This is a genomic window from Arthrobacter sp. Soil764 (genome assembly GCF_001428075.1).
In the GTDB taxonomy this organism is placed as follows: domain Bacteria; phylum Actinomycetota; class Actinomycetes; order Actinomycetales; family Micrococcaceae; genus Arthrobacter.
On sequence record NZ_LMSI01000024.1, the window covers coordinates 59988 to 79787 of the forward strand.

General features: G+C 66.6%; 22 protein-coding genes. 17 read left to right on the top strand and 5 right to left on the bottom strand.

Annotated features, from left to right (window positions below):
• Positions 1–53 precede the first annotated feature (53 nt).
• The 4 genes from ASG86_RS18000 to ASG86_RS18015 all read left to right on the top strand — a co-directional run bounded on the left by ASG86_RS18000 (position 54) and on the right by ASG86_RS18015 (position 3221).
• The gene (locus ASG86_RS18000) at positions 54–890 is read left to right on the top strand and encodes a DUF4397 domain-containing protein (RefSeq protein ID WP_056337661.1); all 837 of its coding nucleotides are present in this window, start codon (positions 54–56) and stop codon (positions 888–890) included.
• A 110-nt stretch (positions 891–1000) separates the two neighbouring features.
• A complete protein-coding gene (locus ASG86_RS18005; protein ID WP_056337664.1) occupies positions 1001–1777 on the top strand; it encodes a class F sortase in 777 nt (258 codons plus the stop codon).
• Positions 1778–1858: 81 nt separating this feature from the next.
• Positions 1859–2437 (top strand): RNA polymerase sigma factor, encoded by a 579-nt coding sequence (locus ASG86_RS18010; RefSeq protein WP_056337667.1) that lies wholly within the window; start codon positions 1859–1861, stop codon positions 2435–2437.
• Complete coding sequence (locus ASG86_RS18015) at positions 2424–3221, top strand: anti-sigma factor (RefSeq protein WP_056337669.1); 798 nt, start codon at positions 2424–2426, stop codon at positions 3219–3221. Before ASG86_RS18010 ends, ASG86_RS18015 begins: the two co-directional genes overlap by 14 nt.
• Here the strand turns inward: ASG86_RS18015 and ASG86_RS18020 are convergent.
• Together ASG86_RS18020 and ASG86_RS18025 are read right to left on the bottom strand one after the other, a co-directional pair.
• Positions 3211–3723: a hypothetical protein gene (locus tag ASG86_RS18020; RefSeq protein ID WP_056337671.1), complete on the bottom strand. Its 513-nt coding sequence runs from the start codon at positions 3721–3723 to the stop codon at positions 3211–3213. The two genes, ASG86_RS18015 and ASG86_RS18020, sit on opposite strands and share 11 nt — an antisense overlap.
• Positions 3724–3796: 73 nt before the next feature.
• Positions 3797–4597 carry a GAF and ANTAR domain-containing protein gene (locus ASG86_RS18025; RefSeq protein ID WP_056337674.1) on the bottom strand — a complete coding sequence of 267 codons (801 nt, stop codon included), beginning with the start codon at positions 4595–4597 and terminating at the stop codon, positions 3797–3799.
• 456 nt (positions 4598–5053) lie between these two features.
• Between ASG86_RS18025 and arfA the strand changes: the two genes are divergently transcribed.
• The 12 genes from arfA (at position 5054) to ASG86_RS18085 (ending at position 15305) form a co-directional block, all read left to right on the top strand.
• Positions 5054–6580 carry an arabinosylfuranosidase ArfA gene (arfA, locus tag ASG86_RS18030; RefSeq protein ID WP_056337677.1) on the top strand — a complete coding sequence of 509 codons (1527 nt, stop codon included), beginning with the start codon at positions 5054–5056 and terminating at the stop codon, positions 6578–6580.
• Between the two features lie 59 nt (positions 6581–6639).
• Positions 6640–7227, top strand: a complete 588-nt coding sequence (locus ASG86_RS18035; RefSeq protein WP_056337681.1) for an HhH-GPD-type base excision DNA repair protein — start codon at positions 6640–6642, stop codon at positions 7225–7227.
• Positions 7227–8231, top strand: a complete 1005-nt coding sequence (locus tag ASG86_RS18040; protein WP_056337683.1) for a LacI family DNA-binding transcriptional regulator — start codon at positions 7227–7229, stop codon at positions 8229–8231. Before ASG86_RS18035 ends, ASG86_RS18040 begins: the two co-directional genes overlap by 1 nt.
• A gap of 78 nt (positions 8232–8309) precedes the next feature.
• Entirely contained in the window at positions 8310–8861 is a 552-nt protein-coding gene (locus ASG86_RS18045) for a cysteine hydrolase family protein (RefSeq protein WP_056337687.1), read from the top strand.
• 97 nt (positions 8862–8958) lie between these two features.
• Positions 8959–9261 (top strand): urease subunit gamma, encoded by a 303-nt coding sequence (locus ASG86_RS18050; RefSeq protein ID WP_056338167.1) that lies wholly within the window; start codon positions 8959–8961, stop codon positions 9259–9261.
• Between the two features lie 11 nt (positions 9262–9272).
• The gene (locus ASG86_RS18055; RefSeq protein WP_056337690.1) at positions 9273–9626 is read left to right on the top strand and encodes an urease subunit beta; all 354 of its coding nucleotides are present in this window, start codon (positions 9273–9275) and stop codon (positions 9624–9626) included.
• Positions 9623–11380, top strand: coding sequence for an urease subunit alpha (gene ureC, locus ASG86_RS18060; RefSeq protein ID WP_056337694.1), 1758 nt, complete (start codon positions 9623–9625; stop codon positions 11378–11380). Before ASG86_RS18055 ends, ureC begins: the two co-directional genes overlap by 4 nt.
• Positions 11381–11406: 26 nt before the next feature.
• Positions 11407–11886, top strand: coding sequence for an urease accessory protein UreE (ureE, locus tag ASG86_RS18065; RefSeq protein ID WP_056337697.1), 480 nt, complete (start codon positions 11407–11409; stop codon positions 11884–11886).
• Positions 11887–12012: 126 nt separating this feature from the next.
• A complete protein-coding gene (locus ASG86_RS18070; protein WP_056338169.1) occupies positions 12013–12681 on the top strand; it encodes an urease accessory protein UreF in 669 nt (222 codons plus the stop codon).
• A gap of 25 nt (positions 12682–12706) precedes the next feature.
• Entirely contained in the window at positions 12707–13324 is a 618-nt protein-coding gene (gene ureG, locus ASG86_RS18075; protein ID WP_056337700.1) for an urease accessory protein UreG, read from the top strand.
• 113 nt (positions 13325–13437) lie between these two features.
• Positions 13438–14268, top strand: a complete 831-nt coding sequence (locus tag ASG86_RS18080) for an urease accessory protein UreD (RefSeq protein ID WP_235565223.1) — start codon at positions 13438–13440, stop codon at positions 14266–14268.
• Positions 14268–15305, top strand: coding sequence for a HoxN/HupN/NixA family nickel/cobalt transporter (locus ASG86_RS18085; protein ID WP_056337705.1), 1038 nt, complete (start codon positions 14268–14270; stop codon positions 15303–15305). The genes ASG86_RS18080 and ASG86_RS18085 overlap by 1 nt, the downstream gene beginning before the upstream one ends.
• Positions 15306–15372: 67 nt before the next feature.
• Here the strand turns inward: ASG86_RS18085 and ASG86_RS18090 are convergent, their stop codons facing one another.
• Positions 15373–17304: a hypothetical protein gene (locus ASG86_RS18090; RefSeq protein WP_056337708.1), complete on the bottom strand. Its 1932-nt coding sequence runs from the start codon at positions 17302–17304 to the stop codon at positions 15373–15375.
• 168 nt (positions 17305–17472) lie between these two features.
• On the opposite strand from ASG86_RS18090, the gene ASG86_RS18095 reads away from it, so the two are divergent.
• Entirely contained in the window at positions 17473–18525 is a 1053-nt protein-coding gene (locus tag ASG86_RS18095) for a LacI family DNA-binding transcriptional regulator (protein ID WP_056337709.1), read from the top strand.
• A gap of 31 nt (positions 18526–18556) precedes the next feature.
• Here the strand turns inward: ASG86_RS18095 and ASG86_RS18100 are convergent, their stop codons facing one another.
• Together ASG86_RS18100 and ASG86_RS18105 are read right to left on the bottom strand one after the other, a co-directional pair.
• Positions 18557–19006 (bottom strand): DapH/DapD/GlmU-related protein, encoded by a 450-nt coding sequence (locus ASG86_RS18100; RefSeq protein WP_056337712.1) that lies wholly within the window; start codon positions 19004–19006, stop codon positions 18557–18559.
• A 96-nt stretch (positions 19007–19102) separates the two neighbouring features.
• Complete coding sequence (locus ASG86_RS18105; protein ID WP_056337715.1) at positions 19103–19762, bottom strand: GntR family transcriptional regulator; 660 nt, start codon at positions 19760–19762, stop codon at positions 19103–19105.
• Positions 19763–19800 lie beyond the last annotated feature (38 nt).

Genomic DNA, 19800 nt, shown 5'->3' on the forward strand with positions numbered 1-19800 from the left:
GTAGGAGTGTCAGCAAAAAACGCCCGGCAGCCGGGCCGTTCAAGGAGATGGACATGCGCAACAAAATCTTCACCGCAGGTGCCGGTGCAGCAGCCATTGCAGCCGCAATCGCTCTGGCCGGTCCGGCCCACGCAGCAGACGGGGACGCCCAGCTGTCCGTGCTGCACGGTGTTCCCGGACTGACCGTGGATGTGTGGGTCAACGGTGACCGCACCCTGGATGACTTCGCCCCCGGAGCCCTTGCCGGGCCGCTGGCCCTGCCGGCCGGCACCTACGAGATCGCCATCACGGCAGCCGATGCCGCCGACGCCTCCGCGCCCGCCATTGGACCGGTCAGCGTAAACCTGGCTGCAAACGGAAACTACACGGCCGCAGCCCACCTGGGCGCTGACGGCAAGCCCACCGCCAGCCTGTTCACCAACGATGTGTCCCAAATCCCCGCAGGTAAAGGCAAACTGACCGTCCGGCACGCGGCCGCTGCCCCCGCCGTCGATGTCCTGGCAGGCGGCACCGCCGTCATCACCAACCTTGCCAACCCGAACGAAAAGACGCTCACCCTCGATCCCGGCACGGTCCCCGCCGCGGTGGCCGCCGCGGGCACCACCACCCCGGTGATTGGACCGGCGGACGTGGCAGTGGCCGAAGGGACGCACACCATCGTCTACGCCTGGGGCAGCCTGGCCGACCAGAACCTGAAACTCGCCGTCCAGACCATCGAGGGCCTCCATTCCGCACCGGCATCGGTGCCCGGTGCCCTTGACGGTTCCGCGGCTTCCGGTGGAGCCGGCACTGCCGTTGCCACTGCCGGGTTTGGCTTTGCAGCGCTGGCCCTCCTCGCCGGGGCCGTGGGCGTAGCCCGCGCGGTCAACACCCGGCGGGCGCAGCTGTAAAACCGGGGCAGAAACCGGTTGAAGGGCCGAACGCAGGGGCCCGGCCAGCACGGTCGGGCCCCTGCGCCGGACACCAAATAACAAGCAGCAACGGAAGGGAGGCGGCAGGCATGAAGGCAGGCACGACGCCGGCAGCGGAGTACCGCCGTCGCCGTCCGGCAGGTGGGGCGGCAGCAGCGATGGTGGCTGCGGCGGTGATTCTGGCCGGCTGCGGTTCCACCAGTTCCGGCAATTCCGGCAGCGTAAGCGGGCAGGCGGCCCAATCAACGGCTGCCACCATTGTTGCCGATCCCCCGCTTTCCCCACCGGCGCAGGGCTCTGCTGCCCCCAGCGGTCCGGCAGCCGTAACTGTCCCCACCGGACCGGCCGGTTCCCCAGGTCCTGCCGGCCCTTCCACCAGCCCGATCCCGGTCCGGCCTGCCACTCTGCCGGCCGCCGCGGCGGTGCCGGCGCCAACGTCACTGGCCGTGGCGGGCACCGCCATCGACATGCCGGTGGTGGCCGGGGGAGTGTCCGCGGAGGGAGCGATGGAAATACCTGACGCCTTTGACCGCGCGGCCTGGTATAAATTCGGCCCGGCGCCGGGAGCGGCTGAGGGAACCGCCGTCATCGCCGGACACATCGACACGAAGTCGGACCGGGCGCCGTTCTCGGCGCTGAAGTCGCTCGCGGCCGGAACCTTGATCCGGGTGGGACGGGACGGGGCCGTCCCGCTCACCTACCGGGTGGTGGGAGTGGAAATGATGGCAAAGGACAAGTTCGACGGCGGCGCGCTGTTCCGCCGGTCCGGTCCGCACCAACTGAAACTGGTTACCTGCGGCGGCAGATGGCTGGACGAGCGCATGGACTACAGCGACAATGTGATTGTCACCGCAGTTCCTGAATGAGCCGGTTCCTTCATGAGCCCGTTCCTGCATGATTGGTGGCCAGCCAGTAGCTCGTTCGCCGAAGCCGGGAAGGAGTTGCCTGTGACGCTTCCCGGGCACGCTTCCCGCGGGTGGGATGACGCTCTCACCGATTCCTTCCTGGCCGGGGATGAGCACGCGCTGGCAGCGGCCTACCGTGAATTCGCGCCCCTGGTGCACACCCTGGCCCTGCGTTCCCTGCCGGACAGGGCGGCGGCGGACGATGTGACCCAGGAGGTCTTCATCCGGGCCTGGCGCTCGCGGAACACCTTCAACCCGCAGGTGGCAAGGCTGCCTGCGTGGATCGTGGGAATCACGCGGAACGCTATCACCGACGCGCACTCGGCCGCGGCCCGGGAAGCACGAAAGGCCTTCGCGGCGGCCGGAGCCGGCATGGGGGAAGACACCGGCACAGGAACAGAGGCAGCGGAAATGCTGGCGGACCGGCTGCTCCTGGACGGTGAATTGGAGAGGCTGGGCGAGCCGCAGGGGTCCATCATGAAGCTCGCCTTCTACGAGGACCTGACGCACGAGCAGATTTCACGCAAGCTGGGCCTTCCCCTTGGTACGGTCAAGAGCCACATCCGCCGGAGCCTGTCGCATTTACGAAGCAGATTGGAGGTAGACCATGCCGCATCTTGATCCGGAACAGTTGAGCCTCCTTGCGCTCTATGACGGCTGGGAGGACCCGGCCGGCCGGGAGCACCTTGCTGCCTGCCCCGAATGCGCCGCCGACTACGCCGCCCTGCGCCGCACCGTGGATGCGGTGAAGACAACCCCTGACACCAGCCGCTTGACCGTCCCCGGACCGCAGGTATGGGCTGGAATCCACCGGGAACTGGGTCTGTCCGAGTCGGTGCGGGAGGATCCGCTGTCCCCGGACTCGGCCAAGGGCGCGGCCGAGGGTGCGGCCAAGGAAACCCCCGCAGCCCCTGCCGTTAAGCCGGCACCTGCGCACGTGCCGCCGTCGAACGTGGTTCCCCTGCGCCGCCGCCGGACCTGGTGGCAGCGCCCCGGCACTTGGGTGGCAGCTGCCGCGGCAGCCGTCCTGGTGATTGTTGGCGCCGTGTTGACGGTGACCCGTCCGCCCCAGCCCCAGCAGCTGGCCGCTGCCCAGCTGACACCGCTGGCCCAGCACTCCGCCGCAGGATCGGCCAAGGTGGTGACGGCCGGCGACGGGTCCCGCAACCTGGAAATCAACCTGGACAAGGATGAGGCCAAGGGCTACCAGGAGGTGTGGCTGATCGCCCCGGACCTTTCCCGGCTGGTCAGCCTGGGCGTCATGAACTCCACATCCGGAACCTTCCAGGTGCCCGCGGGCCTGGACCTCTCCCAGTACCCGGTGGTGGATGTGTCAGACGAGCCCATGGACGGCAACCCGGCGCATTCCAGCGTGAGCATCGCCAGGGGCACGCTTACGTCCTGACGGGAGCCTGCCTCCGGCGCAGTGCCCGGGCCCACCGGCTGAGCCTGTTCCACCCCACCACAGTGGCGGCGGTAAGGAGTGCCGCGCCGGCATGCAGATACAGCATCAGGTGCAGCGAGTGGGTTGCCGGGGAGGTGGGCGACGACGGGGCGTCCGGAGTGGGCGGCCCGCCATGGTCGTGGCCCGGCAACGGGACGGCACTGGCCGTGGCGAAGGCGGCGAAGGCCAGGTGCAGCAATTGCTGCGCGGCAGCGGCCGCCACCAGGACTGCCCAGCCGGGAAGCTGCGCCGACGCCGGCCGGTTCCGCCGCAGGGCAAGTCGCTCCAGGACCACCGCCGCCAGGCTGAGCAACGCTGCCAGCGCCGCAACAATGGCGGCTGCGGGCGGCTGGCCCCCACCTGCAAGATGGGCAGCCAGTCCCGGGAGGGTGGCGAGTGGTCCGGCGAGCCAGCTGGGGGCGCTGATGAGGGCACGCCGGCCGTCCGGCTCTTCGCCTTCCATCCGTGCGCCCCCTCCCGCTGCTTGGTCCTGGTTCTCCCCTACCCAATCGGGCCGGCGTCAACCGTGAACCGCGTCAGCGGCCGAAGTGTGAGCGCGGTGCACCTTCCGGCAGCCGGTCCAGCAGCTCTTCTGCCACCTTGCGCACCTTGATGTTCCGGTGGCTCGACGCCTTTGCGAGGATGGAGAAGGCCTCCTCGTAGGAGCATCTGTTCTGCGCCATGATCACGCCGCAGGCAACGTTGATGGACGTGCGGCTGTCCAGGGCCGAGCGGAGGTCGGTGGCCAGCGAGCGGGCGGCGTGCAGGTTGATTGCCATTTGCAGGCTCTTGGTTGCCAGTGCCGCGAACGTGCGTGCCTCGGCAATGGCCTGCAGCGGGAAGGCTTTGGAGTCGTGGGCGAAGAAGGCCAGCGCAGCGGCGGACTGGCCCGGCTCGCTGCTGCCGTTGCCCCGGTCATCTGCCGGGAGGTCAGTATCCAGGCGAAGCCGCACGGCCAGGGCGCTGCCGAACCCGGAGAGCTGCAGCTGTGCGGAGTAGTTCTGCCACCGGAAGTCCCCGTTCCGCTGGAGCACCGCAACCGGGTGCCCGCCGGACATCACGTCGGTGACCGGGCCCTCGGCCATGTCCCGTTCCCAGTCCAGCAGGCGCTCCACTTCAACGGTGGTGCCCGTAACGGCAGGCGTCCGTTTGGGCTGGTGCAGCACCAGGCCGCAGCCGACGTCGATCCCGGCCGTGGCGGCCACATGCCCGGCTGACGCAGCCACCAGCAGGTCGAGGGATTCGGAGAGGGTTTGCGCGCCGTTGACCAGGTCCAGCACGAGGGCCGGGTTCCGGGGCGCACCGCGTTCCTGGCCTGCGGGCTCCGGATGGGGCACGCGCAGCCTGCGGGCGCCCGCAGGGTGGGGAGGGCCGGCGACGGCTGGGGGAGAGCCCTTGGTCTCGAAGGACTCCTCGTCGCCGGCCCCGCTTGATACCCGTGTCCTATGGACCGGGAAGCCTGGGTTTACCTGTCGTGCATGCATTGCCAGTCTCACACCCCCTAGTGAGCCAAGTACCGCCGAAGCAGAACAGGTCTTGTCTCTGTGAAAAACCTAATTGCCGTCCAGCCTCCGGTGGATGCGTATCCAGTACCTGTTTTTTCGATTAGGTAGTACTTGGCCCTGCACGCTGTGGCACCGCTTTGGATTGTTGCCGCAGGTGAGCGCCGCCTGGGACTGCAATCCAAGGCAGCGGCAGCGCTGCGCCGCGGCGGAAGAAAACACTTGACTCACGGCACGGGGCCCTCAACAATATTTCTATAACGTTGTAAAAACCGAGCCGAGGATGCTTTCGTGACCCAGCCAGAACCCGCCGCAGCAAAAATCACCGTTGACCCGTCGTTCACCGTGGGGCCCGTCCGCCGTCGTACTTTCGGTGCCTTTGTTGAGCACCTTGGCCGGTGCGTGTACACCGGCATCTTTGAACCGGACCACCCGGATGCTGACGGCGACGGCTTCCGCAGGGATGTCCTTGAGCTCACCCGTGAACTGGGAGTGTCCACCGTCCGGTACCCGGGCGGGAACTTCGTGTCCGGCTACCGCTGGGAGGACGGCGTAGGCCCGGTGGACCAGCGGCCCGTGCGCCTGGACCTCGCCTGGCATTCCACCGATCCCAACACCGTGGGCGTGGACGAGTTCGCCAAGTGGTCCGCCAAGGCCGGCGTGGAACCCATGATGGCGGTGAACCTGGGCACCCGCGGGGTCCAGGAGGCGCTGGACCTTCTCGAGTACTGCAACATCGACGGCGGCACCGCCCTTTCCGGACAGCGGCGCGCAAATGCGGCCGCCGACGCCTACGGCATCCGGATGTGGTGCCTTGGCAACGAAATGGACGGCCCCTGGCAGATCGGGCATAAGAATGCCCTGGAATACGGGCGCCTGGCCGCGGACACCGCCCGAGCCATGCGCATGGTGGAACCGGACCTGGAGCTGGTGGCCTGCGGCAGCTCCGGGCCCACCATGCCCACCTTCGGTGAGTGGGAGCGCGTTGTCCTGGCCGAGACCTACGAGCTGGTGGACCTGATCTCGGCGCACCAGTATTTCGAGGACTTCGGCGACCTGCAGGAGCACCTCGCCGCCGGACACAAGATGGACGCGTTCATCCATGACATCGTCAGCCACATCGACCACGTGAAGTCGGTGAAGAAGTCCACCAAGCAGGTGAACATCTCCTTCGACGAGTGGAACGTCTGGCACATGAGCCGCGACGAATCCAAGGTACCCACCGGGAAGGACTGGCCGGTGGCCCCCGTCCTGCTGGAGGACACCTACACGGTGGCAGACGCCGTCGTGGTGGGAGACCTGCTGGTCACGCTGCTCCGGAACACCGACCGTGTCCACTCGGCAAGCCTGGCGCAGCTGGTGAACGTCATCGCACCCATCATGACCGAGCCCGGCGGGCGGGCCTGGAAGCAGACCACCTTCCACCCGTTCGCCCTGACCTCCCGGCACGCTTCCGGCACGGTCCTGCAGCTCGCCGTCGAATCCCCGCTGGTCAGCGGCGGCAAGACAACCGATGTGGCCGCCCTGTCCGCCGTCGCCACCTACGACGCGGACAAGGGCGAGGCCGTGGTGTTCGCCGTCAACCGGTCTGCGGAGAAGGCATTGGCGCTGGATGCAGCCGTGGCGGGACTGGGCGATGTCCGGCTGGTGGAGGCGGTGACCTATGCCAACAAGGACCCGTACTGGAAGGCCAGCGCCGATGATTCCACCTCGGTCCTGCCCACTGAAAACGGCTCCGTGAAGGTGGACGGCGGCCGGCTTACCGCCGAACTCCCCGCCGTTTCCTGGTCCATGATCCGGCTGGCCGTGAACAGCTGACCCACCGGGGCAGCAGGGCGTGGGCATCCTTATGACGACGGCGGCCCGCAGGTGGGAGGATGGACGGCATGGAACTGCACATCACTGGCGATCCCGCCGCGGACAAGTTGTTGAGTGAGGACGACTTCGCCCTGCTGACCGGCATGCTGCTGGACCAGCAGGTGACGATGGAATCGGCCTTCGCCGGTCCCGAGAAGATCCGCAGCCGGGTGGGGTCGCTGAAGCCGGAAGCCATTGCCGCCCAGGACCCCCAGGCGTTCGTGGAGATGTTCAAGGAACGGCCCGCCGTCCACCGGTTCCCGGGTTCCATGGCGGCCCGTGTCCAGGCGTTGGCCGAGGCCGTCCAAAGCGAGTGGGACGGCGACGCTGCTGCCATCTGGACCAAAGGTTCACCGGACGGCGCCGAGGTGCTGCGCCGGCTCAAGGCCCTGCCCGGATTCGGTGAGCAGAAGGCGAAGATTTTCCTGGCGCTCCTGGGCAAGCAGCGCGGCCTCCAGGCGCCCGGATGGCGTGAAGCCGCCGGTCACTACGGCGAGGACGGAAGCTATCTTTCGGTGGCAGACATCGTGGATCCGGAATCCCTGGCAAAGGTGCGGGCCAGCAAGCAGGCTGCCAAAGCGGCGGCGAAAGCAGGAAAAGAACGTTAATGGCAGTCACCATGAACGACGTCGCACGGGCGGCCGGCGTTTCCCTCAAGACCGTTTCCAACGTCCTGAACGACTACGAATTCATCCGGCCGGCCACCAAGCAGCGGGTGCAGGACGCCATCGCGGAGCTGGGCTACGAGGCAAACCTCACTGCCCGCAGCCTCCGGTCCGGCAAGACCTCCATGCTGGGGCTGGTCCTGTCCGATCTCTCCGCCCCGTACTACGCCGAGCTCGCCTCCAAACTGATGAAGGCCGCCTCCCGCCACGGCTACCGTGTGCTGGTGGAGCAGTCCGATGCCGAGCCGGCCGTTGAACTTGGCGCCCTGCAGGGGACGTTCCGGCAACTCACGGACGGCCTGCTGTTCACGCCGCTGGTGGTGGACGCCGAGGCCATTGCCGCGCGGGCCGGCACCAAGCCGCTGGTAATGCTCGGCGAGCACATCATGGATCCCCGCTTTGACCTGGTGACCATGAAGAACGAGGAAGCCGCGGCTGCGCTCACGGCGCACCTGCTGGCCGCCGGCCGCCGTCGCATCGCCGTGATCGGAGCCAATGCCGGGGAATCCGCCGGCAGCGCGGGCCTGCGCCTGAACGGGTACCGGAAGGCGCTGGGGGAGGCGGGCATCCCGTTCGACCCTGCGCTCGTGGCGCCCGCGGAATGGCGGCGCGACACCGGGGCCGCAGCGGTGGCCGGGCTCCTGGAATCGGGCGTGGAATTCGACGCCGTCTTTGGGCTCAATGACGTACTGGCACTCGGTGCACTGCACGAACTGCTGATCCGCGGAATCAAGGTGCCGCAGGATGTGGCCGTGGCCGGCTTTGACGACATCGACGAAGCCCGGTTCGCTTCCCCGTCCCTGACCACCGTCTCTCCGGGAATGAACGAGATCGCCGAACGCTCGATCGGCCTGCTGCTGGACCGGATCGCCGGCCGTGAAACATCCAGCACCGGCGTGCACGTGGAGGCCGGATTCGAGCTGAAAATCCGGGAATCGGCCCCCTAGATTCTGCCTATGCAGGTTTTGCCTGCGCCGCCTGCGGGTACAGAAATGGCACCGGTTCAAGAGACGGAAAGGCGCCCCATGATTGCCCTCCTGGTCATCGACATGCAGAACGCGTTCTTCGAAGCCCCCGAGCTGGCAGCCCAGCAGGAGCGGGTGGTCAGCGAGTGCAACCGCCTGCTGGAGGGGTTCACGGCAGCCGGGCACAAGGCGCTGCTGGTGGGCACCGAACACGAGCGGGACAAATCCACCTGGACCCTCAGCATGCTCGACGACGACCAGGGGTTCATCTTCCGCGGCAGTGAGCAGGCCCAGTCCGTGCCGGGGCTCATCACCGGGGATCTGCCCCAGCTGAACAAAACCAGGGACAGCGCCTTTGTGGGCACCAACCTGCTGGCCCGGCTGCGGAACTGGGGAGCCGACGAGGTGGTGCTCGCCGGCGTTTCCACCCACAACTGCATCGCCCAGACTGCCGCTGACGCCTTTGCGCACAACATCCGCGTGACGTATGCCAAGGACGCCATGGCCTCCGAAGACGACCAGGACGCCGCCGACATGCTCCGCATCCTCTCCACCACCTACCGCCAGCCGGTCCAGTCCAGCGGGGAGATCCTCGGCCGGCTCAATATGTGAGGTCTGCTGGACAGAGCGGCCTGATGCTGCTGAAACCTGGTGGAAACGTGCCGGGTTTACGCTGGACCCCACGCCGTTGGCCGTCGAAGGGAAGTCCATGCATCTGATGCCGCGCGAGCAGGAAAAGCTCATGATTGTGGTGGCCGCGGACCTGGCCCGGCGCCGGCAGTCACGCGGCCTGAAGCTCAATTACCCCGAGGCCGTGGCCATCATCAGTTACGAACTGATCGAGGGCGCCAGGGACGGCAGGACCGTCGCCGACCTCATGAGCTACGGCACCACGCTCCTCAGCCGCGGGGACGTCATGGAGGGTGTGCCGGAGATGATCCACGACGTGCAGATCGAGGCCACTTTCCCCGACGGCACCAAGCTGGTCACCGTCCACAACCCCATCCGCTGAGGAGAGCCGCAATGATTCCAGGCGAGTACGTGCTCCGGCCGGAACCAGTGACCGCGAACGCGGGCAGGGAGGCAATCGAGGTTGCTGTCACCAACACCGGCGACCGGCCCGTGCAGGTGGGTTCCCACTTCCACTTTGCCGAGGCCAACGCCGCACTGTCCTTCGACCGGGACGCCGCCTACGGCCGGCGCCTGGACATTCCCGCTGGGACGGCTGCCCGTTTTGAACCGGGGGACTCCCGGAGCGTGCGGCTGATAGAGCTGGCCGGGCGCCGCGAGGTGTTCGGGCTCAGCAACGCCGTCAATGGAAAGCTCGACGCCGGCACCCGCCCGGGCAGGCTTGCTGCGGAAGGGAACGCCCAGTGAGCTTCGGGATTCCACGCCGGCAGTACGCGGACCTGTACGGGCCCACCACCGGGGACAAAATCCGCCTGGCGGACACCGACCTGTTCCTCGAGATCGAACAAGACCTCACCGTCTACGGCGAAGAAGTGGTGTTCGGCGGCGGCAAGGTGATCCGCGACGGCATGGGCCAGAACGGCCAGGTGGCCAGGGACGACGACGGCCAGGGCGGCACCATCCCGGACACCGTGATCACCAACGCGGTGATCCTGGACTACACCGGCATCTACAAAGCGGACGTCGCCCTGAGGGACGGCCACATCCTCAAGATCGGCAAGGCCGGCAACCCGCAGATCACCGACGGCGTGGACATCGTCATCGGCGCCAGCACGGAAATCATTGCCGGGGAGCGGAAAATCCTCACCGCCGGCGGTATCGACACCCACATCCACTTCATCTCCCCGGACCAAGTGCCCACCGCCCTGGCCAGCGGCATCACCACCATGATCGGCGGCGGCACGGGTCCAGCCGAAGGCACCAAGGCCACCACCGTCACTCCCGGAAAGTGGCACATCCAGCGGATGCTGCAGGCGGCCGAGGGGCTGCCCATGAACATCGGCCTGTTCGGCAAGGGGCACGCCTCCGCCGTCGAACCTTTGGCCGAGCAGATCCGCGCCGGTGCCATCGGACTCAAAGTACACGAGGACTGGGGATCCACCACCTCCTCCATCGACACCTCGCTCAAAGTGGCGGACGAGTACGACGTCCAGGTGGCCATCCACACCGACACCCTGAACGAGTGCGGCTTCGTGGAGGACACCATCCGCGCCATCGACGGCCGCGTCATCCACACCTTCCACACCGAGGGCGCCGGCGGCGGGCACGCACCGGACATCATCAGGATCGCCGGCATGCCCAACGTCCTGCCCGCTTCCACCAACCCCACGCTGCCGTACACGCGCAACACCATCGAAGAGCACCTGGACATGCTCATGGTGTGCCACCACCTGAACCCGGACATCCCGGAGGACGTTGCCTTCGCCGACTCCCGCATCCGCGCCGAGACCATCGCCGCCGAGGACGTCCTGCAGGACCTGGGCATCTTCTCCATCACTTCCTCCGATTCCCAGGCCATGGGCAGGGTGGGCGAGGTGATCACCCGTACCTGGCAGGTGGCGGACAAGATGAAGAAGCAGCGGGGTGTGCTGGAAGACCCCCGGGGGGACAGCGCTGGCGGTGCGCACGGTTCCGAGGGCAGCGACAACTTCCGGCTCAAGCGCTACGTGGCCAAGTACACCATCAACCCGGCCATCGCGCAGGGGATCGCAGACTCCGTCGGATCCGTGGAAGTGGGCAAGTTCGCCGACCTGGTCCTCTGGGATCCCGCGTTCTTCGGCGTCAAACCGGAACTGGTGCTCAAAGGCGGCCAAATCGCCTACGCCCTCATGGGGGACGCCAACGCCTCCATCCCCACCCCGCAGCCCCGCACCATGCGGCCCATGTTCGCCACCTTCGGCAAGGCTGTGCAGCAGTCCTCCATCACCTTCCTGTCCCAGGCCGCGATCAAGGCCGGTGTGCCCGAAGAACTCGGGCTGGAAAAGGTCATCCGGCCCGTCTCCGGCATCCGCACCCTGACCAAAGCGGACCTCAAGTACAACGACGCCACACCCGACATCCAGGTGGACCCGGAAACCTACCAGGTGACCGTCGACGGCGACGACGTCACCTGTGAACCCGCCGACGTCCTGCCCATGGCCCAGCGCTACTTCCTCTTCTGATTTCTTCCAAGCCCCCGGAGTCCCACGTGATCATCGAAAAAGTCCTCGGCAACCTGCACGACCTGCCGGACCCTGAAACCTATGCCGGGCTCCACCGCGAAAAAGTGGTGCTCCCCAGCGCCTCCCTGGTCAAACGCATCCAGCGCGCCACCACCGACCACGGAAAGGAAATCGGCATCCGCCTCCCCGTCGGCTCCGGAGACCTCCGTGACGGCGACATCCTGCACGTCGAAGAGACCAACATGATCGTCGTCTCCGTCCTGCCCACCGACGTCCTGGTCATCACACCCCGCACCCTCCACGAAATGGGCGTCACGGCACACTCCCTCGGCAACCGGCACCTCCAGGCACAGTTCTTCGACTCGTCTTCTGAATATGGAGCCGACGTCATGGTGTGCGCCTACGACCACACCGTCGAGGACTACCTCCGCCACAACTCAGTGCCCTACACCCGCCAGGAACGCGTCCTCCCTGTACCTTTCCGCCATGCTGAGCACAGTCACTAAGGAGGACGACGGCGTGGCGTGGGACGCCGCGAGGGATATGGGGCCGTGCCCGCTTCGCGGTGCCCGCCACGCCGCGGCCCCATATCCCTCGCGTCGCTTGCTTGCCTCACCTTGGGTGCGCCTTTCGTGAGCGGGTATCAGCTGGCGCTGCAGCAATTGGTCGATTCCGCGCTTCCTACCGGGGCCTTTGCGCACTCTCTGGGTTTTGAAAGCTACATCGATCGGGGACTCGTGGTTGATGAGGCTGGTTTTGGGGTTTGGTTGTCCGCCTTCATCTCGCAGTCGCTTACTTACTCGGATGGGTTGGCCATTCGGTTTCTTTATGAGGGTGTGGATCTTGGGGAGTTGGATGCTCTCTTGTCTGCTTCTCTTTTGCCGCGGCAGGTTCGGGAGGCCTCCCTCAAGATGGGGTCGCGGCTGCTCGAGATCGGCGGGGAGGTCTTTCCGTCTCCTGCGCTGGAACTGTACCGGGACCTGGTGACCAGCGGGCGGGCTGCCGGGCACCAGCCGCTCGCGTTCGCCGCCGTCGCCCGCTCCCTCGGCGTGCCCCAGCAGGAGGCGCTCGCCGCGTACCTTTTCGCCACCGTTACCACCCTGACGCAGAATGCCGTCCGCGCCATCCCGCTGGGTCAGAACGCAGGCCAGCGGGTGCTGCGAAAAGCGCACGACGACGTCGCTGCCGCCATCGAAGTGATCGCCCACCTCACGCCGGACGACCTTGGCGCCGTCAGCCCCGGACTCGAAATTTCGCAAATGCGGCACGAACGTCAACGTGCCCGGATGTTCATGAGCTAACTGGCTTTTATCTCAAGGAGGACACATGTCTGAACCCATCAAGATCGGCATCGGCGGACCCGTCGGCGCCGGCAAAACCCAACTCGTGGAGCGGCTCACCCGGCACATGAGCGGTGACATCTCCATGGCCGCCATCACCAACGACATCTACACCATCGAGGACGCCAAAATCCTCGCCGCCAACGGCATCCTCCCCGTGGACCGGATCATTGGTGTCGAAACCGGCGGCTGCCCGCACACCGCCATCCGCGAAGACACCTCCATGAACACCGCCGCCATCGAGGAGCTCAAGGCACGGCATCCTGACCTGCAGGTCATCTTCGTCGAATCCGGCGGCGACAACCTCTCCGCCACCTTCAGCCCCGAACTCGTGGACTTCTCCATCTACATCATCGACGTGGCCCAAGGCGAAAAAATCCCCCGCAAAGCCGGCCAGGGCATGATCAAGTCCGACCTCTTCATGATCAACAAAACCGACCTCGCACCCCACGTCGGCGCGGACCTCACTGTCATGGAACGGGATTCCCGCGAGTTCCGCGGCAACAAGCCCTTCTGCTTCACCAACCTCAAAACCGATGAAGGGCTCGACAAAGTCATCGATTGGATCCGCCGCGACGTCCTGATGCTTGATTTGGCCTCATGAGTACGACGGCGGGAGCGCCACCGGCGGCTACACCGGATGTAAGGGGCCGTGCCCGCTTCGCGGTGCCCGCCACGCCGCGGCCCCTTCCACCCGCGTCCGCTGATCGGCCCCCGATGGGAGAGCTTGAGCTTCGGGTGGCTGTTCGGGGGCAGCGTTCCGTTGCGAGTCACCAGTACCACCGGGGTGCTCTTCGCGTACTCCGGCCTCACTACCTCGATGACTCCGGGCAGGTTTGTTATGTCGTCCTGAATCCTGGCGGGGCTTATCTTGGGGCTGATCTCTTCCTGGTGGATGTGGAAGTCATGGACGGCGCTGATCTGTTGCTGACTACCCAGTCGGCGACGAAGGTTTACCGTACTCCCGGGTCTTTTGCTGAACAGCGGATGGCTGTCCGGCTGGGGGAGGGGGCGCGGCTGGAACTCATGCCGGACCAGCTCATCGCCTACCGTGAGGCCAGCTACCGGCAACGGACCTCCGTGACCCTGCGGCCGTCGTCGAGCATTGTCATGGCGGAAGTTGTGACCCCGGGGTGGTCGCCAGACGGGGCCGCTTTCCGGTACCAGGAAGTCCGGCTGCGGAACGAGATTCGTGTCGAAACCGATCAGGGCACCCAACTGCTGGCGCTGGATAACCTGCTGATCCGGCCGCCGCTCCACGACGTCACCGGGCTCGGTTTCATGGAGGGCTACAGCCACCTGGGGTCGCTGGTGGTGGTGGACGCGCGGGTGGACCAGGCGCTCGCCGACGAACTGCACGGGCTGACCGCAGGCCGCGAAGCATTGACCGGCATCTCCCTGACCCGCACCGTGTCCGGAACCACCGGGCTGGTGCTGCGCAGCCTCTCCAACAGCACCGATGAACTGAACCTGCTGCTCCGATCGTGCACGGATCACCTGCGCGGACGCTGGTACGGGCAGGCCCCGCTGGACCTGAGGAAACACTGATGGCCAGCATCGGCGACCTCTACCGCGGCCGGGACGCACTGCCGCTCCGGACCCGGGTGCTGTTCACCTTCGGTGCCGTCGCCGCGCTCCATGCCGCCGCCGTCGTACTTCTGCTCGCCGGAAACATCACCGGGGCGAGCCACCCGCTGACCTGGGGCCTGGTCCTGACGGCTTACCTTGCGGGCGTAAAGCACAGCTACGACTGGGACCATCTGGCCGCGATCGACAACTCCACGCGCAAGTTCGTGGCCGACCGGCGGGATCCGGTGAGCGTCGGGTTCGCCTTCAGCCTGGGCCACAGTTCGGTGGTGGCCCTGGCAGGCGTGCTGGTGGTTGCCGGTGCATCCATGATGGGCGGGCTGATGCAGGACGGCAGCGCCGGAAATCTGGTCCTGGGCCTGGCAGGCAGCGGTGTGTCCGGGTTGTTCCTGCTTGCCATGGGCCTGTTCAACGGCTCCGCGTTCACGCGTTCGCTTTCCGCCTACCGGCGCTCCCGGGGCGGCGCCGCCGTCGATCCCCGGGACCTGGAGCCGCAGGGCCTGGTGGCGCGGCTCCTCGCCAAGCCCCTGTCCCGGGTGCGCCGGCCGCGGAACATCTACATCATCGGCTTCCTCTTCGGACTGGGGTTCGATACCGCCACCACCATCGGCCTGCTGATGATGGCGACGGCGGCCTCGCTGGCCGGCGTGCCGCCCTTCGCCCTGCTTGCGCTGCCGCTTGGCTTCGCTGCCGCCATGACCCTGTGCGACTCGCTGAACGGAATGGCCATGATGCGGATGTACCGCTCAGCCCTGGACCACCACCAGCGGAAGCTCGGCTTCAACGCGCTGGTCACGGGCATCTCCGCAGCCTCGGCATTGTTCATCGCCGTGATCACCCTGGGCGGGTTCTTCCATGCCGCGTTTGCCCTCGACGACCCGCTGCTTGCGTGGCTCGGATCAATCGACCTGGGCGACGCCGGCCTGTTGCTGGTGGCGCTGCTTCTGGCGGTGTGGGGCGCATCGGCGCTGGCGTCGAGGCAGGCACGGAGCGGATAAGGGCGCGGTGCCGGCATTCACTTCCGGCTCCGCGCCCTGCATCCTTACTGAATGGTCTTCAGCTCCTTCAGCCGAAATCGGCTACATAGCTGGGTACTCCGACGGCGTCCGTTGAGACGGGTGCCCCGGTGTCATTGACCACGTGGTCCAGCGTGCCGGCGCCCAGGTTGACTGTCAGCAGGCTGTGCAGCTTCACGCCCGGCGTGACCGGCACCTCGAAACCGCGGGTTGCGTGGATGGTGGGGTCCACGTTGTTGTACACATAGCTGCCGCCGCCCCACAGTTCGTGGGTTTTGACGGTGTCTGCGATCTTGTAGCCGGCCCAACCCAGGACCCCATCGTGCTGCCAGGCGGCCTGATTGGGGGCGTCGTAGGGCAGTTCATTCTGGAAGAAGATGGTTCTGCCGTTTTCACCGTTCCAGATGACGTTGTACTCCTGGTAGTGCTCCACGAACAGACCCGTGGCAGTGACGTTGTCGCCGTTGATGATGACGCCGTTCCGGCCGGTATTGGTGGTCCAGCCGACGCCGTTACCGTGGTCGGCGCGCCAGGCCCAGATGTGGTCAAGGAGGACGTTGTCGCTGTTGACCTCCAAGCTGACCGAGGCTTTGCCCACGTGGGGTCCGCCGATGCGGAAGAACACGTCGTGGAGCGTGGTGGGGTTGGTGGGATCACTGCGCACGGCAGAGTTGGCGGGGCCGCCCCCTGCGCCCGGGATTGCCTTGCCGATGCGCATCAGGGCAGGGGAGTTGACCTCGCCCGCGTCGACGGTGACCGCAGCGATGTCCACTCCAGGGACATCCGCCACCGTCAGCGGAACCGATCCGTTGACGGCGGTAAGTGTTGCCATTCCGAGCCCGAGCACTACGGTTCCGGCCCTCTTGACCTCGATGCTGTGGTCAATGTCGTAGACCCCGGGGGTCAGGATGAGGTTCTTTCCGCGGGCCAGTTGGGAGTTGATGGCCTGCACTGAATCGCCGGGCTTGGCGATGTAGAAGTCGGCCAAGGGGATGCTGCGGCCCTCCGTCGGACCGTTTTCCCATGTGGTCCCCGCGGAGTCCTGGCGGACGGCTGGCACGAACACGCTGTACTCGCCGGCCGGATCCACGGTCAGGTATGGCTTCTCACGGCTGATCGGGGTGCTGTCCAGCGTGGTGTACGGCGGGTTCGGGAAGGAATCGGCAGGTGCCCCGTTCACGCCCGAGAACACCTGGTTCCAGACTCCGTTGGACCAGCTGCCGATGCTGCTGTCGCGCACCAGGTACTGCTGCTGGGAGCCATTGATGACGGCACCCGTCTTTGAGTCCGCTATGAAGCCGCCGCTGGCGTACTGCGGACCGGCGGTGCAGTAGTCCATCAGGGAGAGGTTGCCGCCGGTGATGTTGACCCTGCGCATGGGGGAGGCCTGGGATGCTGCCCAGAAGTTGGCGGAGCTGCGGCAGCCTTCGAGACCTGTGACGTTGATGGTGAGGTTGGACAGGGAGCGCCAGAAGTTGTTCAGCGCGATGCAGTTGTCCGCGGTGAGGCAGCGGTTGTAGACGTCCACGTGGCCGTTGATGGTGACATCAGTGGGGGCAGCGCCGAGCCCGGCCACCTCGGTGGAGTAGCCCACCTGGACGATCAGCGGCTCTTCGGGAGTGCCGTAGGTGCCGGGTTTGAACAGCAGTGAGTAGCGCTTTGAGCCCATTTCATCGTCCACCTGTTGGGCGGCGATCGCATCAACCGTGGCCTGGATCTGCGCCACCGGCATGCTGGGGTCGAATACGTACGTATTGGGGCCGAACGGGTTCTGCACTGCCTGGGGTGGAGTTTCCGGCGCGGCGGGTGCCTGCTGTGCTGGTGCCGTGGACGGGGCTGACGGCACGGCGTGCGCCGGAGCGGTCCCGCCGGCGGCGAAAAGTCCAACGAGAAGGGCGGTGGCGGCCGCAACGGTGCCGGGATGACGCCGGCGATCCGCTGGAAGGGGGCCGGATGAATCAGGGCGTAAGGCTAGCGGCATTGCTGGTCCTGTCAGTGGAGGGGCTGGACGACCACGACGGCTGCGACAGGCAGCCGGGGTCGAGTGGTGGGAGCGCTCCCGTCGGGGAAGCCTAGCATCGGGTTTTTGTCTCGGCAAGGGTTTCACGGGAGCGCTCCCACGCGGGAGTGGTGTCGTATTGTCGGTGTAATGAACGAAAAGACCAGCCGCGATGCCCTGGCCGTAGCAGGGCGGACAAGTCCCACCCTGGAGGACCTGGCATCGGCCGCCGGCGTGTCCCGATCCACTGCTTCGCGTGCCATCAACGGCGGATCCAAGGTGAGCCCGGAAGCCCAGGCCGCGGTTGACGCTGCGATCGTGGCGCTGGGCTACACGCCAAACCGTGCGGCGCGAAGCCTGGTCACCCGGCGCACGGGTTCGGTGGCGCTGGTCATCCCCGAGCCGGACGCCCGGGTCATGATGGACCCGTATTTCGCCGCGGTGATCACCGGAGTCAATGAAGCACTCCGGGACACGGACCTGCAGCTGGTCCTGCTCATGTCCCGGGCAGGGGACGACTCCGCACGGACCATCCGCTACCTTCGCGGTGGCCACGTCGACGGTGCGATCGTGGTGTCCCACCACCGCGCCGACGACTGGGTGGAAACCCTGGGCGCCACCGGGTTGCCAACTGTCTTCATCGGCAGGCCGTGGGACACGGCATCCGGGATTCCCTACGTTGACCTCGACAACTTCGAGGGCGGACGACTGGCGGCACGGCACCTGGCGGGCATCGGCCGCACCAGGCTCGGAAGTATCGCCGGCCCCACTGACATGACGGCCGCCGTCGACCGCCTGGACGGATGGCTGCAGGGACTTAGGGAAGCCGGCCTCCAGCCCGGGCCCGTCATCCACGGCGACTTTACGACGGCGGGAGGTGCCGACGCAGCGAAGAGCCTCATGGACGGGACGCCTGGGCTGGACGGCGTGTTCGCTGCATCCGACCTCATGGCGCTTGGCGTCGTGGACACGATGCGCGCCGCGGGTCGTCGCGTTCCGGAGGATGTGGCGGTGGTGGGCTTCGACAACCACGACATCCAGGCGGCAAACGGACTGGGACTCACCACGGTGGCCCATCCCATGGTTGACATGGCGGCAACCGCAGGACGGCTTCTCGCCCGGGCCATTGAGGAGCCGGGGATCGCCCTGGAGTCCGTCATTTATCCGGCGGACCTGGTGGTGCGCGGAAGCACTGCTTCCTGACCGCAGGTACAGACCTTTGCCCAGCGGAGGATTAGGCCGCGATCCCGCCCTTGGCCTTCCGGTGGGTCCGGTGCCTTGCCGGTGCCAGGCGTGAGTGCGCCCCGGCCAGGACCTCGCTGCCGTCAGGCACTGTGCTGTCGGTATCCAAATGGACGCCGTGCTCAATCAGCACGCTGGAACCGATCCGCGAGTGGCTGCCGATGTGCACCCGGTTGCCGATCACGGTGCCCCGGCCGATGCGCACGCCGTCCCCGATCACCGTCCGGTCACCAATGGTCGCGTCCCGGTCGATCCAGCTGCCATGTCCAATGCGGCAGCCCGAACCCACCCTGGCGCCGTGTTCCACGTAGGTCAGGGCCCCGATCCTGGCGCTCTCCGCCACCGTGGCTCCGGGCGCGATGAGCCCGCCGCCGTTGTCGTGGCGGGCATACCGGGTGACCTTCCCGGCGTCGTCCTCGAATGACACAAACTTTGCCGTCATACCATCCCTCGTTAACGCCGCGGTTATTTACCGCGCAGTAAGTTAACGGGCGGGAACCCGTTGAGATTCCCGGACGGGCACGTGAAAGGGCGGAAGCTACGCCACCAGGTTGGCGGCGGCGGTGTCCATGTGCTCCAGGATGGTCTTGCGTGCCAGGGTGGCATCCCCGGTGTCGATGGCAGCCACGATGTCCTTGTGGCGGTCCACGCTCATGTTGCTGACACCCTTTTCCAGGCCCGCGAACATGATGGACATCCGGATGGAGCCCTCCAGTGATTCCCACGAGTGGAGCAGCGTTTCGTTTCCGGTGAGCCGGCAGAGGGTGCGGTGGAACTCGAGGTCCGATTCGATCCGTTCCTCCAGGGTGCCGTTGGCTGCGGCGTCCATGGCGTCGACGGCCTTGTGCAGGGACTCGGTGACCTGCTGCCGGTCCGGCAGTTCACACAGGGTCCGGGCGGCGAGGGACTCCAGGGCGGCGCGGACGGCGTAGATGTCCCGGATTTCCTTTTCGTCCAGGTGCCGGACCGACAGCCTGCCGCGGGGCCCGGCGGACAGCAGGCCTTCCTGCTCCAGTTGGCGGAGGGCTTCGCGGAGGGTGCCGCGGCTGATCTGCAGCATCTCGGACAGTTCGGTCTCCACCAGGTGCCGCCCGGGCTCCAGCTCGCCACTGGTGATGGCGGTCCGCAGCGCGGAGAGGGCCTGTTCGCGCAGGCTCTTCCTTTCAAGTCCCAGCAGCGGGGCGGTCAGTCCGGCCATGGCTTCTGTCCTCAATGTCATAAGTCGACTGTTTACAG

Coding starts and splice junctions, on each gene's coding strand:
- ASG86_RS18000 (WP_056337661.1), top strand. CDS start 54: ATGCGCAACAAAATCTTCACCGCAGGTGCCGGTGCAGCAGCCATTGCA.
- ASG86_RS18005 (WP_056337664.1), top strand. CDS start 1,001: ATGAAGGCAGGCACGACGCCGGCAGCGGAGTACCGCCGTCGCCGTCCG.
- ASG86_RS18015 (WP_056337669.1), top strand. CDS start 2,424: ATGCCGCATCTTGATCCGGAACAGTTGAGCCTCCTTGCGCTCTATGAC.
- ASG86_RS18020 (WP_056337671.1), bottom strand. CDS start 3,723: ATGGAAGGCGAAGAGCCGGACGGCCGGCGTGCCCTCATCAGCGCCCCC.
- ASG86_RS18035 (WP_056337681.1), top strand. CDS start 6,640: ATGGACGGCATGGAACTGCACATCACTGGCGATCCCGCCGCGGACAAG.
- ASG86_RS18040 (WP_056337683.1), top strand. CDS start 7,227: ATGGCAGTCACCATGAACGACGTCGCACGGGCGGCCGGCGTTTCCCTC.
- ASG86_RS18045 (WP_056337687.1), top strand. CDS start 8,310: ATGATTGCCCTCCTGGTCATCGACATGCAGAACGCGTTCTTCGAAGCC.
- ASG86_RS18050 (WP_056338167.1), top strand. CDS start 8,959: ATGCATCTGATGCCGCGCGAGCAGGAAAAGCTCATGATTGTGGTGGCC.
- ASG86_RS18055 (WP_056337690.1), top strand. CDS start 9,273: ATGATTCCAGGCGAGTACGTGCTCCGGCCGGAACCAGTGACCGCGAAC.
- ureG (WP_056337700.1), top strand. CDS start 12,707: ATGTCTGAACCCATCAAGATCGGCATCGGCGGACCCGTCGGCGCCGGC.
- ASG86_RS18080 (WP_235565223.1), top strand. CDS start 13,438: ATGGGAGAGCTTGAGCTTCGGGTGGCTGTTCGGGGGCAGCGTTCCGTT.
- ASG86_RS18085 (WP_056337705.1), top strand. CDS start 14,268: ATGGCCAGCATCGGCGACCTCTACCGCGGCCGGGACGCACTGCCGCTC.
- ASG86_RS18090 (WP_056337708.1), bottom strand. CDS start 17,304: ATGCCGCTAGCCTTACGCCCTGATTCATCCGGCCCCCTTCCAGCGGAT.
- ASG86_RS18095 (WP_056337709.1), top strand. CDS start 17,473: ATGAACGAAAAGACCAGCCGCGATGCCCTGGCCGTAGCAGGGCGGACA.
- ASG86_RS18100 (WP_056337712.1), bottom strand. CDS start 19,006: ATGACGGCAAAGTTTGTGTCATTCGAGGACGACGCCGGGAAGGTCACC.
- ASG86_RS18105 (WP_056337715.1), bottom strand. CDS start 19,762: ATGGCCGGACTGACCGCCCCGCTGCTGGGACTTGAAAGGAAGAGCCTG.